General features: G+C 44.2%; 17 protein-coding genes. 1 reads left to right on the forward strand and 16 read right to left on the reverse strand.

The window, feature by feature from the left end; genetic code table 11:
• Positions 1 to 51 precede the first annotated feature (51 nt).
• The 4 genes from BM528_RS16140 to BM528_RS16155 all read right to left on the reverse strand — a co-directional run bounded on the left by BM528_RS16140 (position 52) and on the right by BM528_RS16155 (position 8,245).
• A complete protein-coding gene (locus tag BM528_RS16140) occupies positions 52 to 4,161 on the reverse strand; it encodes a PKD domain-containing protein (RefSeq protein ID WP_071980716.1) in 4,110 nt (1,369 codons plus the stop codon).
• A 491-nt stretch (positions 4,162 to 4,652) separates the two neighbouring features.
• On the reverse strand, positions 4,653 to 6,113 hold the full coding sequence (locus BM528_RS16145; RefSeq protein ID WP_071980717.1) for a phosphomannomutase: 1,461 nt from the start codon (positions 6,111 to 6,113) through the stop codon (positions 4,653 to 4,655).
• 118 nt (positions 6,114 to 6,231) lie between these two features.
• Positions 6,232 to 7,626, reverse strand: a complete 1,395-nt coding sequence (locus tag BM528_RS16150) for a Fic family protein (protein WP_071980718.1) — start codon at positions 7,624 to 7,626, stop codon at positions 6,232 to 6,234.
• A 154-nt stretch (positions 7,627 to 7,780) separates the two neighbouring features.
• Positions 7,781 to 8,245 carry a response regulator gene (locus tag BM528_RS16155; RefSeq protein ID WP_071980719.1) on the reverse strand — a complete coding sequence of 155 codons (465 nt, stop codon included), beginning with the start codon at positions 8,243 to 8,245 and terminating at the stop codon, positions 7,781 to 7,783.
• A 371-nt stretch (positions 8,246 to 8,616) separates the two neighbouring features.
• On the opposite strand from BM528_RS16155, the gene BM528_RS16160 reads away from it, so the two are divergent.
• On the forward strand, positions 8,617 to 9,681 hold the full coding sequence (locus BM528_RS16160; RefSeq protein WP_071980720.1) for a GGDEF domain-containing protein: 1,065 nt from the start codon (positions 8,617 to 8,619) through the stop codon (positions 9,679 to 9,681).
• A gap of 149 nt (positions 9,682 to 9,830) precedes the next feature.
• On the opposite strand, the gene rplQ is transcribed toward BM528_RS16160, so the two are convergent.
• The 12 genes from rplQ to rplF all read right to left on the reverse strand — a co-directional run bounded on the left by rplQ (position 9,831) and on the right by rplF (position 16,376).
• The gene (rplQ, locus tag BM528_RS16165) at positions 9,831 to 10,232 is read right to left on the reverse strand and encodes a 50S ribosomal protein L17 (RefSeq protein WP_032094882.1); all 402 of its coding nucleotides are present in this window, start codon (positions 10,230 to 10,232) and stop codon (positions 9,831 to 9,833) included.
• A 41-nt stretch (positions 10,233 to 10,273) separates the two neighbouring features.
• Positions 10,274 to 11,263, reverse strand: a complete 990-nt coding sequence (locus tag BM528_RS16170; protein WP_071980721.1) for a DNA-directed RNA polymerase subunit alpha — start codon at positions 11,261 to 11,263, stop codon at positions 10,274 to 10,276.
• Positions 11,264 to 11,282: 19 nt separating this feature from the next.
• A complete protein-coding gene (gene rpsD / locus BM528_RS16175; protein ID WP_032094884.1) occupies positions 11,283 to 11,903 on the reverse strand; it encodes a 30S ribosomal protein S4 in 621 nt (206 codons plus the stop codon).
• A gap of 24 nt (positions 11,904 to 11,927) precedes the next feature.
• Entirely contained in the window at positions 11,928 to 12,320 is a 393-nt protein-coding gene (rpsK, locus tag BM528_RS16180) for a 30S ribosomal protein S11 (protein ID WP_013786215.1), read from the reverse strand.
• A gap of 14 nt (positions 12,321 to 12,334) precedes the next feature.
• Complete coding sequence (rpsM, locus tag BM528_RS16185) at positions 12,335 to 12,691, reverse strand: 30S ribosomal protein S13 (protein ID WP_012519216.1); 357 nt, start codon at positions 12,689 to 12,691, stop codon at positions 12,335 to 12,337.
• Positions 12,692 to 12,865: 174 nt separating this feature from the next.
• The gene (gene rpmJ / locus BM528_RS16190; protein ID WP_013786217.1) at positions 12,866 to 12,979 is read right to left on the reverse strand and encodes a 50S ribosomal protein L36; all 114 of its coding nucleotides are present in this window, start codon (positions 12,977 to 12,979) and stop codon (positions 12,866 to 12,868) included.
• A 37-nt stretch (positions 12,980 to 13,016) separates the two neighbouring features.
• On the reverse strand, positions 13,017 to 14,336 hold the full coding sequence (secY, locus tag BM528_RS16195; RefSeq protein WP_032094886.1) for a preprotein translocase subunit SecY: 1,320 nt from the start codon (positions 14,334 to 14,336) through the stop codon (positions 13,017 to 13,019).
• A gap of 5 nt (positions 14,337 to 14,341) precedes the next feature.
• Complete coding sequence (gene rplO, locus BM528_RS16200; protein WP_071980722.1) at positions 14,342 to 14,776, reverse strand: 50S ribosomal protein L15; 435 nt, start codon at positions 14,774 to 14,776, stop codon at positions 14,342 to 14,344.
• Between the two features lie 4 nt (positions 14,777 to 14,780).
• Positions 14,781 to 14,960, reverse strand: coding sequence for a 50S ribosomal protein L30 (rpmD, locus tag BM528_RS16205; RefSeq protein WP_032094888.1), 180 nt, complete (start codon positions 14,958 to 14,960; stop codon positions 14,781 to 14,783).
• 6 nt (positions 14,961 to 14,966) lie between these two features.
• On the reverse strand, positions 14,967 to 15,467 hold the full coding sequence (rpsE, locus tag BM528_RS16210) for a 30S ribosomal protein S5 (protein WP_071980723.1): 501 nt from the start codon (positions 15,465 to 15,467) through the stop codon (positions 14,967 to 14,969).
• Positions 15,468 to 15,476: 9 nt separating this feature from the next.
• Positions 15,477 to 15,830, reverse strand: a complete 354-nt coding sequence (gene rplR / locus BM528_RS18400; RefSeq protein ID WP_032094986.1) for a 50S ribosomal protein L18 — start codon at positions 15,828 to 15,830, stop codon at positions 15,477 to 15,479.
• Between the two features lie 12 nt (positions 15,831 to 15,842).
• Positions 15,843 to 16,376 carry a 50S ribosomal protein L6 gene (rplF, locus tag BM528_RS18405; protein ID WP_083595320.1) on the reverse strand — a complete coding sequence of 178 codons (534 nt, stop codon included), beginning with the start codon at positions 16,374 to 16,376 and terminating at the stop codon, positions 15,843 to 15,845.
• Positions 16,377 to 16,388 lie beyond the last annotated feature (12 nt).

Consider the following 16,388-nt stretch of genomic DNA (forward strand, 5'->3'; position numbering starts at 1 on the left):
AAGAGCCTTGCGCAGCGTATTAACGCGTTTTAATGGCCTTTATATAAGGGCTTAGTGCCAGCGTTTAGTGCCATCGTTATTGCATGACCAACGGGCAGTGCCAGTCTTGCTTACAGAGGATTTAAACTCTGCCATACAGTGTGAATAGGCAGAGTGTGCTTTGTTTATAGGTGTAATTTCACCCGCCTTAACTTTGGGAGTGCTCACTGATTCGTTAACCGCGGTCACAGGTTGGCTTTGCGATGATGCACTGCCAGCCTGAACAAGTTTACTTGTATCAACGCCTGCCAAGCTACAAACACGCTGAGCGCTGCATGAAACCCTTAATATATCGTTAAACCTAGACTCCCCCGCACCATCTGGGCCATTTTGCCTGCTTGTAGATTGCGTGTGAGGAGTAATAGACTCAAATCTCAACGAACGGCGATTGCGGCTGTCTGTTTCATTAAATACAACATCTAATGTGTAATTTGTCGAAGGTGTACCAGAAAAGTAATGCACGTCTACATCAAAGGTTCCATTTACATAAATATCATCTTCAGAAGAACGGTAAGACACAACTTCAGGACCAAACCCATTAGTATCGTCGTAATCAAGGTTACCAAGGCCTACTGTTCTATTGGAGTACCAAATTGTGCCATCGTTTTTATCTGTGCTGTAAATATCCAAATCTGTTGAGTTTGTATCCCATCGCAAGATAAACACAACCTTTGAAGAAATAAGAGCATTACGCATAGTTGAATTATTCTCCACGCCTTGGATGCTGATGACTTCTTCATTGGTCACCGGTGTAGAACCATTAAAGCCCTGCGCTTTAATGATGTTTTCACCTAACGTAACAACAACATCAGCAACAAACGAACCATCAGAATTTAACGCAGTATCAGTTGCGATACCGTTGGCCGTTACGGTTACTTTACTGGTCGCTTCTCTTGCTTCAGCCGGAATATTACCCGCAATACTGACAACGCGAGAAGAAACTTCATCGCCAGTGTCATGGCTAGTGATGATGGTTTCTACGTTCAATTCATCACGTATCTTGAAATACACGTCTACATTTACACTGTTGTCTAAGCTGGGGTTAACCACGGTAACAAATAACTCAGGAACGGTACCGTTGGCATCGTAGATATAGCTTGTTTGATCAGCGGTTGAAAACCAGGTATGTGGGTCTGTTCCTATAGTATTCGTGCCGACAAAATTGCTGTCTTCGCTGGTCAACGAAACTAGTACCTCTCGATTAGACTCGACCACCAAATCAGCTACTTTGCCCTCTGGTAGCTCACCGGTAATGGCCGGCACCTTGAATGAGTAGGCGCCTACTGCGGGAATATTTGATACCCCGTTTAACTTGTACTCAGTGTCATCTGTTAAATTCAGCCACTGTGTTAACGTGTTTAACCATGTTTGATTGAATTGGTGAGCGGGACGAGCAAACCTAAAGTTACTGGACTCATTACTGTCTAGCAGGGTGATATCACCTTTAAACATGGTGGCATAGGAATAGTAGAGTAGCGCAGCCTCAAGTGAGGATGAATTCTCTGAACCGATATGCTCGCCAAAAGAACAGTTTGCGTTTGCAAGTTCATTAGCAAACTTTTCGATACCACTGCTATCGCCTGCGCTATCAATGTTAATCATATTGATATAACTGCTGTCGAACTGAGAGCATTTACTTTCGATCAACTTAATGAACGCAAATCTTCGGTAAGGTTCTAGGTCACCATCTTTTGAATTTAAACCTTGCTCGAGAAAGCGACTATTTCCTGTCCCTCTGTAGGTATTTAAGTTGTCGTAAACACGGTCTTCAAACCACCTTGCGCTGCCTTCAATCATCCAACGCTTTGCTGTACCTTGGTCTATAAGTAGCGCTGAACCTTCAATTGAAGAACGAGATTGAGCGTGGTGAAAATATTCGTGAGCTGCTGTCGACTGCGCACTTGCAGTACGTATACCATTGTAGTCGTTTAAGAAGAGGGTTTTACGGTTGTCACCAGAAGTGACATATCCCAAAGTAATAAGTCCACGTGAGTTAGGTGCCGTATTAAAAAACGCGACATTGAATTCGTTATCGTAGCTTAACCCCAACGAATCAAACTGTGTCTGTGATTCAACTAGCCATGAGATAAGATCTTCAATTGCTGCGCCGCCCCATTTCGTGGCATTAGCCGACGTACCAAAGTCTTTCACTGTAACAGCTAAGCCTGGCGTATTACTGTCTACGCACGTCTGAAGCCTATACTCGTCGCCGGGGTTATCTTCGGGAAGTACTTCATCGGGTGTACAGGTGATTGAGGCGTTATTGGAAGAAACGAAAGAAGCGCTGTCTGGCGCATTGTTCAGTACAGTTACATTGTTAGACTGGTTTTGACTAACTGATACCGCACTATCAAAACCAAAGAAGTACGCTCCCTTGAGGCCGTCTAACTCGATTTTTATCGTACGATCAGATTGTGTGCCGCCGAATGAAAACTTGAGAAAAACAGGAGACCAAAACTGTCCCTCGATGTCCTCAGAGGTGGAAAGTCGATAAAGATTGATATCTCTGATGCTGTAACCCGCTGGTATCTCACTTATGGGGAACTCTAGGATAGCTTTTTCGGTAAAGAGCGTTTTAATAACAAACGCATCGGACGCTGGTGCAATGCTGGCTGGAATGCTTGGCGCATCTGCTAAGTTGAGTTTTTCGATGTTAACTTGAGATAAATCAGCCGTGTTGTTTACCCCTGGCGATGCTGTTGACGCTACTTCAGACTGGCCGGACCCAATGTGAGTAATTGTCATTCCATCCAGTGTTGTAGAGCTATCTACCACGGTAAGCGTATCACCCTCTACCTCGGTGACAACAGCTTGAGATGCCGCAACCGACACTTGAAAACTGGTTGTCGAAAACGCATTACCATCGTTAGCCGAAACTTCAACGGTGTAACTTTGCCCTTCATCAGACGTTTGAGGAATCCATGTAATTACACCCGTGCTTAAATCAATATTCATCCCTTCTGGAGATTCCAGTAGCGAGTAAGACAACTGACTATTGCCCGTATAGGTAACCTTGGTCTGCAATGTTGCTTCTGACGCTGCAATAAATGGCGCTAACGCTTCTGGTTGAGATATAGATAACTCAATCCCTTTCAAATCAACATCATCGGCATCGACCCCACTGTAGAACTCGTCAGACGATATGGCTGAGCCAAGTATGATTTGATAATCCTGCTCACCGTTTTGAACACTTTCATTTGTGCCGCGCGCTACGACGATTTGGTCTTGCTGCCAGTTTTCAGGCGTAAACGTTAATTCAGATTGGTCTGGTACGCCCTCTGCTTCATCACTGGATGAGACTGAAATACTCACGTTGGCGGATGGCTGACTTGTCAGTCGGACCGCGAATTCCGCTGCGGCGTTTAAAGCTGCAGTATTACCAGACACGTCGCTTACCGAAATACCTGGAGTCGGCCTACCAATAATAACGACGTCGTCTTGACCCGCCCCACCGTTGTCATCAGTGACAGTTAATCTGAATGCAAATTCTACATTGCCTGCTAATTCTGGCAGCTCAACGCTTGTGCTAGCCGCTTCAGTATCATCTATGATAGCGACAGGCGCGCCATTATTGATTTGCTCCCAATTGTATGCGCTTATTGAACCGTCGGAATCGTTACTTGCAGAACCGTCTAACGATACAACGGTAGACTCCAGCGCCTCTTGCGGTGCTGCTGCATTCGCAGAGGGGGACTGGTTAGCTTCTTCTATGTTCAAAATTGTTATCTGAACCGAATCAGTTGCAGTTTCACCATCGTCATCGGTAACCGTTAGTTCAAACACTAATTGCTCATCGGTAATAACTTCTGGCGCTTGGAAAGCGGCGGTGCTGCTATCTGCATTTTCCAGTGTTACTGATGTTCCATTGGTTTGAGACCAGCTGTAACTTGCAATACTGCCATCGGCATCAGTACCTGAACCGGTAAGTGTTACCTCTGTATTTTCATCGACGGACTGATCAGAACCTGCGTTTGCAGATGGGGGTTGGTTTTGGGATGACGGTGCGGTGTCTTCATCTCCGTCAGAGCCCCCGCAGGCGGTCAAGCCTACAAGTAATGAAGCTGAAACCAAGAGGTTTCTTAATACAATAGAGACTCCAATCGTCCCTGATTTGTTTGACATGATATTTCCTTATTTAAGGTTGAAAGACGCTCTCGACCTTAGTGCATGCGCACTTTTAAATCCCTTTAAACGCTAGTCTATACATTTTCCGGGTTGGTTGAGAGCAACCGAGCCTTAGCTCAATGTAACGACTAGTTAATGTAATGATATACCAGTTTTGTACTTCTTTTAAACCGTCATTGCATAATTTTTAGTGTCAACGCAGAATATTTTTTCTTTGAAGTCCAATAGCTTAATCACTTTATCTGTTTTGGGGGGCGGTTTGTTTTGTAAGTGTAGTATTTTGAAGTCGACAAGATTAGCAGTTGCCTTGCTTATCGCGGTGGAGTGGAATAGGGGTATTTAAAACGGATGAAGCGAGAAAAACTCGGTATAAACACAGCGGTAGCCACTCATCGCATTTCGCCGTTACAACTGTGTTTATATCGTTAATAATTCTCGCTGAAAGTAAGCGTCCGTGACACAATTTCATTAATACTCACAAACATTTTTTACTCGGCACGAATAAGCGCAAGCACCTCTTTTGTTTTTTCTTCCATTAACGGAATATCGCCTTTACTTTCTACGTTTAGGCGAATTACCGGCTCGGTGTTCGACTTGCGTAAGTTAAAGCGCCATGTGCCGAACTCTAGCCCAAGGCCGTCGGTAGTATCTACAACGCTGGCCAGCGGTTGGTATTTGCTTGTAACACGCTCTAGTGCAGCATCGGCATCTTTTAGTTTGCTGTTAATTTCACCTGATGACGGAAACGCTTTAATGCGCTCTTTTACCATACTGGCTAGCGTTTGCTTTTTCACACACACAAGCTCGGAGATTAAAAGCCAGGGGATCATGCCCGAATCGCAGTAGGCGAAGTCGCGGAAATAATGGTGAGCGCTCATTTCACCGCCGTATACGGCATCTTCTTTGCGCATACGCTCTTTAATGAAGGCGTGACCGGTTTTCGATTTGATAGGTGTGCCGCCTGCGTTGGCCACAATATCTTCGGTGTTCCAGTATACGCGCGGGTCGTAAATGATTTTGCTGTCGATGTTTTTTTCGATAAACGCTTCGGCAAGTAGCCCTACTATGTAATAGCCTTCTATGAATTCACCGTCTGCATCGAATAAGAAGCAGCGGTCGAAGTCGCCATCCCAAGCTATACCAAAATCGGCGCCTGACGCTTTTACTGCATCGGCAGTGTCTGCGCGATTTTCTGGTAACAGCGGGTTAGGTATACCGTTAGGAAACGTGCCATCTGCATTGTGATGCACTTTGATGAATTCGATAGGTACGCTGTTAGCAAGCATGGCCTTTTCAATCGCATCTAACGCTGGGCCTGCAGAGCCGTTACCCGCATTCACTACCACCTTTAAAGGCGTAAAGTTATCCAAGTTCACGTAAGAAAGCATGTGCTTTACGTAGTCGTTCATGCAAGAGCTTTTTGTGTACTGGTCGGTACTAGTTAGCTTGTCTTCTTGCGTGTGGGCCTTGCCGTTGAAAAAGGCATCGGCATCTACGGTTTCATTGTTGAAGTAATGCGCTAGTCGCCCGTTTACAAATTTATCGCTCAACGCTTCCGCACGCTCTTTAATTGCATTAAGGCCGGTATCGCCACTAATAGGAATAGAGCCTGCTTTTACTAACTTCATGCCGTTATAGTTGATGGGGTTATGACTAGCTGTTACTTCTATACCGCCATCTACGCCAAGGTGTTTTGTGGCAAAATAAATTTCTTCGGTGCCTGCCATACCAATATCGGTAACGTTTGCGCCCGCATCAATTAGCCCTGCACTGAGTGCCAGTTTTAGCGGCGTAGAGGTTAAACGTACATCGCTGCCCACTACTACGGTTTTAGCATCGAGTTCTTCTGCAAATGCATAACCAATACGGTAAGCCACTTCTTCGGTTAATTGAGAGTTAAGTTCGCCACGAATATCGTACGCTTTAAAACAGGTAATTGGGTTGGCCATTGCTGGGTCTCTATTCCTTTATCGGGTGGGAGTAAGTTAACGGCGTAACTTTTTATCCTGCGCGACATGCTACATAACTCGCTTCTCACGTTGATTACGCCCTTGTATATTAAACCATTTAGGAGGTGATATTGCTATGTGGAATATCATCACAACCTATCTGTGATAATAAATCGTTTAGTTTATCTAAATAAGGTTTCTCACCATCAGCAAGTACTGTGTACTCATCAACTAGCTGACTCAATTGAGCATTAGGCCCCATATAAAACTTAATATTTCGCTGGATCCTATTTAGCAAGTTATCCATACGGACTTCTGCCAGTTTTTTGCTACTCTCTCTGGGGGCTACGTTAAATACGTTTTTCTCTTCAATAAGGTTGATAAAGTAACGAAGGCTTCGCCCTCCCGATTCAGAGGGTACTAAAATGCCTTTTTTAACCATATCTTTTAGATCACGGGTTGCTGTAGCAGAGGAGCAGCCTGTAATTGATTGATAAAGTTCAGATTTAATACCATTTTTAATCAAGCCGCCTGTACCAAACTCAAAAAATTTGTTGATTGTTTTGTACTGTCGCTTATTTAGCTCAGTATTTTTATGATGGTCCCAAAAAACAGACTTTTTAAGTACAAAGTTGATTTTGCTCTTAGCATCTAGTTGCGCATTTCTCACTGTTTCGGCAAACCACTTAATCCAATTAGTAAGATCAACAGATGGCGAAACACGAGAGCTTTCTGCCAACATCTCGTAATAGTCACCTCTGTTTTCATTAATTTCTGTGGATATACTGAATAGTGGTGGTATATCAAAATCTTGAAATAATGCGTGCTCAGATATGGCACGCGCAACACGTCCATTACCATCACCAAACGGATGAATGGAAGTAAACCACATGTGGGCTATTGCTGAGCGAATGGGCCCGGGAATAAAACAATTATCGTCAACAAGTGGAGATGTACTGTTATACCACTCAATAAATGAGTTCATCTCGGCTTCGACAGCCTCCCCTGGGGGACCTTCAAACACCACTTTTTCATAATCACCAAAGCCTGTAATTATATCAACAGGTCCTGAGCGATATTCTCCAATCTTGATACCTCGCCTTTCACAATAATCATCCTGACCTGTGAGTAACAATGTGTGCCAAAGGCAAATCAATTCTTTTGATAGCTTACTGGTAATATTTTTTCTCACGTCGACGAGTAACGAAGCAATACCATTTTCTTTATGAAATATGCCTTTCGGTTGAGATAAATCGAGATCTAAATAGCGAGCGACGGACGAGCGAACCTCTTCACGGTTTAAATTTTCGCCCTCTATTTCACTAGTATTGATTGCCTCTTCCACCATTAGATAGATATGGGCTTCTGACTGATTATTTTGATCTAACTGTGATATTTGGCCTTGAAGGTTTGAAGAAATTTTAGTGTACTCATTTATGATCTTATCCAAGCCACCTGACTGATAAGTAAACTTCGGCCAATTAGGATGTTGCCAGTTATATTTGATGCCCATAGTTACCACCTCACTATTTTAATCATAATAAGGCGCAATATGATTAAATTAAAGGAAATATTTTAATCAAAAACATTTTCTACTCATAACAAGTGCGATTATGATTTATTTGAGCGTAGTATTTTCATCATTGCTGAACCAAGCTATTACTATGCTACTCTTCTCCAGGCAGGTATTTCTCTAACTTTTCTTGCAATGTATTAAAGCTTAATGGTTTGAGGATATAACCGGTTACTCCAGCTTCCATAGCATTAACTATTTCGTCGTGTTCGCTGTTTGCACTCATTATAAACACATCGGCTGATGACAGCTTTTCACTTTGCCGGATTTCCTTTAACAACGTTATACCGCTCTTGCCACTCACCTCCGAATCGGTGAGCACTAGCTTATACGGTTTATCAGAATCTGCAGCATCGTTAAGCAATCGCCATGCTTTTTCAGCGCTATTAGCAGCATCTACTTTTTCGAAGCCCATTTTAGCAAGCATGTCGGTAACGGTGTCTCTTATTTCTTGGATATCCTCAACAACCAATATCTTGGTATCCACTAGAGTAGAAATTGAGTCGTTTTGACTTTCAATATGATCGTTCAACTTGTTATATATGGATACTAGAACCATGAGTTCAGAGTCGCTTTCCGGCTCATTTGCACTGTTTTTTCGTCGTGCTTTTTCCGCAATTTTTTTAATTTTTTACTGATTATTCGCTTGCATAGCGTGGCTTCTTTTATTGTAAACATTGCCTATTCCTATGGTTGTAATGCCGGTAGTTTATTATGCCTGTCACTTTAAAGCGGTGCGCTTATTTAGCGAATAATCTTTTATGTGAATGTCATTTTAATGGTACGATTTGCAAAGTATTTGCCAGTTATGAGGGAAATGTTGATCTGACCTCATTTATTTCCGCTTAACATAGATGTGTTATGTTGCTATTGTCAGCTATCGAATTAACACAAATTCGGCCTAAAACTAACCGGTGAACACTCGCGACTATGAACCATAAGACGTATGGCTTGGCATGGTGGTATAAGGAGTTTCCCTATACCAAGTTTAGTGAAGACTACTGGCGCGTAAGACTGATTCAGCACACATTGCTTCTCGCGTGTTTGCTTTTCTCTATTTTAGCGTTCATTAATGTTTTTGCTTTTGATGATACTCAGCTGGCGCTTATTGACAGTGCAGGGTTGGTGCTGTCGCTCGTGGTATATTACGGGTTTAGAAAAACCGGCAACATTACGCTAACTGCATGGCTTATTTCACTTACCGTTACCACTATCATGCTACTTTTTTTGATAAGTGTTGAAGGGCGTGCTTACTCACTAGTATGGGCCACCATTATTTTGCCTTTTACTTTTTTCTTACTCGGTCGCCTCGGCGGTACACTGCTTTCCTCAATTACATTATGTGTGTGTATTTATTTAGTTTACGCACAGGTAAAGAGTGGCGTTCCCATCACACTATCAAAAGGCGCTCTGCTCAATGTGATAGAGGCGGCCTTTGTTCAATTACTTTTGTTTCGATTTTATGAAGGCACCCGACAGAAAGCGTTTGATCAGTTAAAAGCGGAACACCGAGAGTCGAAGCGATTATCAGAAACCGACTATTTAACCGGCGTTTACAATCGTTCCAAATTTCTTTCCTTAGTCGACTCACTTCTAGCAAGCAACAATGCCAATAACCATTGTTTGGTTATTTTAGATTTAGATGACTTCAAACTCATTAATGATAAATATGGCCATAATGTAGGTGATACCGTGTTGAAGGAGTTTGCACAAGCACTTCGCTCTCATACTCGCGAAGGTGATATTATTGCTCGCTGGGGTGGCGAAGAGTTTGTTTTACTGCTTAAAAATGTGAATGTGTCTCAAGCCAGAGGGTGTATCAACCAACTTTTAAGCGTTGTACAAAATCTGTCAACCGTTGATACCGCGGTGTCATTTAGTGCAGGACTAACGCAGTGCAATAGAGTCAACCCAATTGATGAGTTAGTGAGTATTGCTGACGAAGCACTGTATCAAGCGAAGCGGGATGGGAAAGGTCGTGTTTGTAGCCAATAGCGACTGGGGGTAACAACGAAATTTTGACAAACAGCGTTGCGATATCTTGATACCAGTTATTAGGGCAATGTTGATCTGACCCCGTTTGTTTTGGATAAAAAAAGGGGTCAGAGCTTTCGCTCTGACCCCTTTTTCTTTTCGAGTATTAATTACTCTTCAGTTGCTTCTACTACTTCTTCTTCAGCTTCAACAACTGGACGGTCAACTAGCTCAACATATGCCATTGGGGCATTGTCGCCAGCACGGAAACCGCATTTAAGAATGCGAGTGTAACCGCCTGGACGTGCTTCGTAACGAGGACCAAGCTCGTTAAACAGTTTACCTACGACCTCTTTATCACCTGTGCGAGCAAAAGCTAGACGGCGATTTGCAACGCTGTCTTCTTTCGCCATAGTGATTAGTGGCTCGATTACGCGACGTAATTCTTTCGCTTTTGGTAACGTAGTTTTGATCACTTCGTGCTTGACCAAAGAACCTGCCATGTTTTTGAACATAGCTTGACGATGGCTGCTGTTGCGATTCAACTGACGACCACTCTTACGATGGCGCATAGTTTTATCCTTCTCTACAAATCAGTTTGATAAAAACCTGATTAATCTTTTTCAGCGATGCTCTCTGGCGGCCAGTTTTCTAGGCGCATGCCTAGAGACAAACCACGAGATGCTAGAACATCTTTGATTTCAGTTAGCGATTTCTTACCAAGGTTAGGCGTTTTAAGTAGCTCAACCTCAGTGCGCTGTACCAGGTCACCAATGTACTGGATAGCTTCTGCTTTTAAGCAGTTAGCAGAACGTACTGTTAACTCTAAGTCATCAACTGGGCGAAGTAGAATCGGATCGAACTCCGGTTTTTCTTCTTTCGCTTCTGGCTCAGATACATCGCGTAAGTCTACGAATGCATCAAGCTGTTCAGCTAGAATGGTTGCAGAACGGCGGATCGCTTCTTCAGGATCTAAAGTACCGTTTGTTTCCATATCGATGATTAGTTTGTCTAAGTCTGTGCGTTGTTCAACACGAGCAGACTCAACAGTGTATGCAATGCGCTCTACTGGGCTGTATGAAGCATCAACTAACAAACGACCAATTGGACGATCATCTTCTTCAGAGGAGCGACGGGTAGAAGCTGGTACATAACCGCGACCCATTTCTACTTTAACGCGCATGCTGATTTCAGCTTCGCCAGTTAGAGTACAAATAACATGGTCAGGGTTAACAATTTCTACGTCGCCATCATGCTGAATATCACCAGCAACAACAGGGCCAGCGCCAGATTTCACTAGAGTTAGGGTTGCCTCAGTTTTACCTTCAAGGCGAACCGCTAAACCTTTAAGATTGAGCAAGATTTCGATCACGTCTTCTTGCACACCTTCTTTGGTGCTGTACTCGTGAAGAACGCCATCAATTTCTACCTCGGTAACTGCACATCCTGGCATAGATGACAGTAAGATACGACGTAGGGCGTTACCTAGAGTATGGCCAAAGCCGCGCTCTAGTGGTTCCAAAGTTACTTTGGCACGAGTAGGAGAAACGTTTTCGATCTCTACTAATCTCGGTTTTAGGAATTCAGTCACAGAACCCACAATGCTTCCTCTTTAGTTGGCTTTACTTAGAGTAAAGTTCGACGATCAACTGTTCGTTAATTTCAGCAGACAAATCAGTTCTTTCTGGAACGCGCTTGAAAGTGCCTTCCATTTTAGTGCTGTCTACTTCAATCCAGGTTGGCTTCTCACGTTGGTCAGCCAGTTCTAAAGCAGCAACGATACGCGCTTGCTTTTTCGCTTTTTCACGAACAGAAACCACGTCTTCGGCAGAAACGTTAAACGATGGAATGTTCACAACTTGACCATTTACCATGATCGCCTTGTGGCTTACTAGCTGACGTGCTTCAGCACGTGTACTAGCAAATCCCATACGATAAACCACGTTGTCTAGACGCTGCTCTAAAAGCTGTAGCAAGTTTTCACCTGTGTTGCCTTTTAGACGCGCAGCTTCTTTATAGTAGTTGCGGAATTGCTTTTCCAGTACGCCGAACATACGACGAACTTTTTGTTTCTCACGCAGCTGAACACCGTAGTCAGACAAACGGCCACGACGGGCACCATGCTGACCAGGCGCTGTATCGATTTTACATTTAGAATCGATTGCGCGAACGCCGCTCTTAAGGAACAAGTCAGTTCCTTCGCGACGGCTAAGTTTGAGTTTTGGACCCAAATATCTTGCCATGATCTTTCTCCAACTGTCCGTCGATTAAACGCGACGTTTTTTCGGTGGACGACAACCGTTGTGAGGAATAGGTGTCACATCGGTAATATTTGTGATCTTATAACCAGTAGCGTTAAGAGCACGGATCGCAGACTCACGGCCTGGACCTGGACCTTTTACGAACACTTCTAGGTTCTTAAGACCGTATTCTTGTGCAGCTACACCTGCACGCTCAGCAGCAACCTGTGCAGCAAATGGGGTAGATTTACGTGAACCACGGAAACCTGAACCACCAGATGTCGCCCATGCTAGTGCATTGCCTTGACGGTCTGTAATAGTCACAATTGTGTTGTTGAAAGACGCATGGATATGAGCCATACCGTCTGCAACCTGACGTTTAGCGCGCTTACGCGTACTACGAGCTGGTGCTTTTGCCATAACTTACTCCCCGCTTACTTCTTAATTGGCTTACGAGGACCTTTACGGGTACGCGCATTAGTTTTAGTGCGCTGACCACGTAGAGGCAAGCTACGACGGTGGCGAATACCACGGAAGCAACCCAGGTCCATCAAACGTTTGATGCTCATAGAGACTTCACGACGTAAATCACCTTCAACAGTGAATTTCGCCACTTCGTCACGAAGCTTATCGATAGTAGCTTCGTCTAGCTCTTTGATTTTTGTATTTTCTGCAACACCAGCACCCGCACAAATGCTTTTCGCACGTGTGGGGCCAACGCCGTAGATCGCTTGGATAGCGATAACAGCATGCTTGTGCTCAGGAATGTTAATGCCAGCGATACGGGCCATTAACAGCACTCCTCTTGTTTAATTGTCGACGACCTAAAAAGCCCGATAGGATACTCATCCGTCGACCAAATTGCAAATTTAGGTTCAAAATACCCATAAACAAAGCTAGCAGAACCCGATAAGTATAATTCGGATTCTGCTTAGTAGCCTTGCAAGTATTCTTTACCGCTTAGATTAACCTTGCCTTTGCTTGTGCTTTGGCTCTGTACAAATTACACGCACAACGCCGTTGCGCTTGATAACTTTACAGTTACGGCAAATCTTTTTAACTGATGCACGAACTTTCATTACATCACTCCCCTATCTTTACTATTAAGGGGCTAACTTAACGGCCGTAGCCTTTAAGATTAGCTTTCTTCAGAACAGACTCATATTGACTACTCATCAAATGCGTCTGCACCTGTGCCATAAAGTCCATGATAACCACCACAATTATGAGAAGCGACGTACCACCGAAGTAGAACGGCACATTCCAGGCAATTAGCATAAATTCAGGCACTAAACAAATAAAGGTTATGTACAGTGCGCCAGCCAATGTGAGGCGAGTCATTACCTTATCTATGTAACGCGATGTTTGTTCACCCGGACGAATACCAGGAATGAACGCACCAGACTTCTTCAAGTTATCTGCTGTATCACGCGGGTTGAAGACCAACGCCGTGTAAAAAAAGCAGAAGAAGATAATGGCTGCTGCATAAAGCATTACATATAGCGGCTGACCTGGAGATAGCATTAATGCTACATCCTGCAACCAAGCTGTTGATTCATTCTGACCGAACCATCCTGCGATAGTTCCTGGAAACAGAATAATACTGGAAGCAAAGATTGGTGGAATTACACCAGCAATATTGACCTTCAATGGTAAATGCGTGCTCTGCGCTGCAAAAACCTGACGGCCCTGCTGACGCTTCGCGTAGTTTACCACAATTCTGCGCTGTCCGCGCTCAACAAATACCACTAGGTATGTGAGCGCAATAACAATCACAGCAATCAACAATAGGAACAACAGGTTAATGTCGCCCTGTCTTGCTTGCTCTGCCGTTTGGCCTATTGCTGTAGGTAAACCCGCAACAATACCAGCAAAAATCAAGATTGAAATACCGTTACCGATACCTCTTTCGGTAATTTGCTCACCTAACCACATTAGGAACATAGTTCCCGTGACTAGACTCACTACCGCTGTAAAGTAGAATCCGAAGCCAGGGTTCAATACCAATCCATTAATTAGGTTGGGCAGACCAGTCGAGATACCAATTGACTGGAAAATCGCTAGTACAAGCGTTAAATAACGCGTGTACTGACTGATTTTACGACGGCCTGCTTCACCTTCTTTTTTAAGCTCTACCATCGGTGGATGAACCACCGAGAGCAACTGCATAATAATGGATGCAGTAATGTATGGCATAATGCCCAAAGCCAGAACGGATGCACGCTCAAGCGCACCACCAGAGAACATGTTAAACATTTCTACAATGGTGCCTTTCTGTTGCTCGAACAAGTCAGCAAGTACAGCTGGATCGATGCCAGGGATAGGAACATAAGAACCTAGTCTGAAAACAACAATCGCACCTAGTACGAACAACAATCTTGCTTTAAGCTCACTCAAGCCGCTTTTAGCGCCTGAATCCAATCCTGGTTTAGCCATCTAGCTTATTCCTCTACTTTACCGCCAGCAGCTTCAATCGCTTCTTTAGCGCCTTTAGTAACCTTTAAACCGCTTACTGTTACAGCTCGTGATACTTCACCGCTCTTAACTACTTTTACAAACTGCATTTCTTTCTTAACAAGACCTGCTGCTTTAAGTGTTTCAAGAGACACTGTATCACCGTCAACTTTCGCAATTTCTGCAAGCGTTACTTGATCAGTAACAAAGCTCTTGCGTGAAGTGAAACCGAACTTCGGAAGACGACGCTGTAAAGGCATCTGACCACCTTCGAATCCTGGCTTAACGCGGCCACCTGAACGGCTTTTTTGACCTTTGTGACCTACGCCACTCGTTTTACCAAGACCTGAGCCGATGCCTCGACCAGTACGCTTACCAGATTTATGAGCCCCTGGTGCAGGAGCAATAGTATTTAAACGCATGTTCTTACTCCTCCACTATCTCGACCATGTAATGTACACGGTGGACCATGCCACGTACGGCTGGGGTATCTTCCAGTTCACGAACATGGTTGATCTTACGAAGACCTAAGCCTTTAAGCGTAGCTTTGTGCTTAGGCAGTCTGCCGATAGCACTTTTAGTTTGCTTTACTTTAATCGTTGCCATGTCTGATTACCCCAAAATTTCATCTACAGACAATCCACGTTTCGCAGCAACTTTCGCTGGAGAATTCATCTCTGTCAGCGCGTTGATTGTTGCACGAACAACGTTGATTGGGTTTGTAGAGCCGTAACATTTTGAAAGTACGTTTTGTACGCCAGCTACTTCAAGTACTGCACGCATTGCACCGCCGGCGATGATACCGGTACCTTCTGATGCAGGCTGCATGTAAACTTTAGAGCCAGAGTGACGACCTTTAATAGGGTGCTGTAACGTATTGCCGTTAAGGTCTACGTCAACCATGTTGCGACGTGCCTTTTCCATAGCTTTCTGGATTGCAGCAGGAACTTCACGTGCCTTACCGTAACCAAAACCTACGCGACCGTTACCGTCACCCACTACTGTCAATGCAGTGAAACTAAAGATACGACCACCTTTAACCACTTTAGATACGCGGTTTACGGCAATCAATTTCTCTAGAAATTCACCATTTTGAACGTCTTGTTTAGCCATTATAAACTCCTAGAACTGAAGACCAGCTTCGCGAGCTGCATCAGCTAATGCTTTAACGCGACCGTGGTATTGGAAGCCACTACGATCGAAAGCCACTGCTTTAATGCCTTTCTCAATAGCGCGCTCTGCGATTGCTTTACCGACTACCGTCGCTGCTTCAGCGTTACCTGTAGACTTAAGATCTTTCGCAAGATCCTTCTCAACAGTTGAAGCCGCCGCTAATACTTCAGAACCGCAAGGAGCGATTAGCTGAGCGTATATGTGGCGAGGTGTACGGTTAATTACCAAGCGATGCGCGGCCAGTTCACGAATTTTTGCTCGTGCGCGAGTAGCGCGACGAATGCGAGCTGTTTTCTTATCCATCGTATCACCCACCTACTTTTTCTTAGCTTCTTTACGACGTACGTTTTCGTCAGCATAACGAACACCTTTGCCTTTGTAAGGCTCTGGTGGACGGTAACCACGAATGTTCGCCGCAACCTGTCCTACCACCTGCTTATCGGCGCCTTTGACGACGATTTCAGTTTGGCTAGGAGTTTCAACGGTAATGCCTTGAGGCATTTCGTATACTACAGGATGAGAGAAACCTAGCGTAAGGTTAAGCTTGCTACCTTGTGCTTGTGCACGGTAACCAACACCATTTAGCTGAAGCTTTTTCTCAAAACCTTGTGAAACACCTTGAACCATTGCGTTAAGAAGTGAGCGAACAGTACCAGCCTGTGCCCAGTTGTTTGCAAAACCTTCACGAGGAAGTGCTTTCAACTGGTTCTCTTCTTGTACAACTTCAACAGCGTCGTTAAAAACGCGGCTCAATGTGCCTTTACTACCTTTTACAGTAACTTCTTGACCAGAGATAGAAACTTCTACGCCTGATACCAAGTCTACTGGGGCTTTTGCTATACGTGACATTTCAACTCCTCC

This window comes from Alteromonas sp. RW2A1, from assembly GCF_001886475.1.
GTDB lineage: Bacteria > Pseudomonadota > Gammaproteobacteria > Enterobacterales > Alteromonadaceae > Alteromonas > Alteromonas hispanica.

Excerpts from the sequence above, each read along its gene's own strand:
- BM528_RS16140 (WP_071980716.1), bottom strand. The coding sequence starts at position 4,161 with ATGTCAAACAAATCAGGGACGATTGGAGTCTCTATTGTATTAAGAAAC.
- BM528_RS16145 (WP_071980717.1), bottom strand. The coding sequence starts at position 6,113 with ATGGCCAACCCAATTACCTGTTTTAAAGCGTACGATATTCGTGGCGAA.
- BM528_RS16150 (WP_071980718.1), bottom strand. The coding sequence starts at position 7,626 with ATGGGCATCAAATATAACTGGCAACATCCTAATTGGCCGAAGTTTACT.
- BM528_RS16155 (WP_071980719.1), bottom strand. The coding sequence starts at position 8,245 with ATGGTTCTAGTATCCATATATAACAAGTTGAACGATCATATTGAAAGT.
- BM528_RS16160 (WP_071980720.1), top strand. The coding sequence starts at position 8,617 with ATGAACCATAAGACGTATGGCTTGGCATGGTGGTATAAGGAGTTTCCC.
- rplQ (WP_032094882.1), bottom strand. The coding sequence starts at position 10,232 with ATGCGCCATCGTAAGAGTGGTCGTCAGTTGAATCGCAACAGCAGCCAT.
- rpsD (WP_032094884.1), bottom strand. The coding sequence starts at position 11,903 with ATGGCAAGATATTTGGGTCCAAAACTCAAACTTAGCCGTCGCGAAGGA.
- rpsK (WP_013786215.1), bottom strand. The coding sequence starts at position 12,320 with ATGGCAAAAGCACCAGCTCGTAGTACGCGTAAGCGCGCTAAACGTCAG.
- rpsM (WP_012519216.1), bottom strand. The coding sequence starts at position 12,691 with ATGGCCCGTATCGCTGGCATTAACATTCCTGAGCACAAGCATGCTGTT.
- rpmJ (WP_013786217.1), bottom strand. The coding sequence starts at position 12,979 with ATGAAAGTTCGTGCATCAGTTAAAAAGATTTGCCGTAACTGTAAAGTT.
- secY (WP_032094886.1), bottom strand. The coding sequence starts at position 14,336 with ATGGCTAAACCAGGATTGGATTCAGGCGCTAAAAGCGGCTTGAGTGAG.
- rplO (WP_071980722.1), bottom strand. The coding sequence starts at position 14,776 with ATGCGTTTAAATACTATTGCTCCTGCACCAGGGGCTCATAAATCTGGT.
- rpmD (WP_032094888.1), bottom strand. The coding sequence starts at position 14,960 with ATGGCAACGATTAAAGTAAAGCAAACTAAAAGTGCTATCGGCAGACTG.
- rpsE (WP_071980723.1), bottom strand. The coding sequence starts at position 15,467 with ATGGCTAAACAAGACGTTCAAAATGGTGAATTTCTAGAGAAATTGATT.
- rplR (WP_032094986.1), bottom strand. The coding sequence starts at position 15,830 with ATGGATAAGAAAACAGCTCGCATTCGTCGCGCTACTCGCGCACGAGCA.
- rplF (WP_083595320.1), bottom strand. The coding sequence starts at position 16,376 with ATGTCACGTATAGCAAAAGCCCCAGTAGACTTGGTATCAGGCGTAGAA.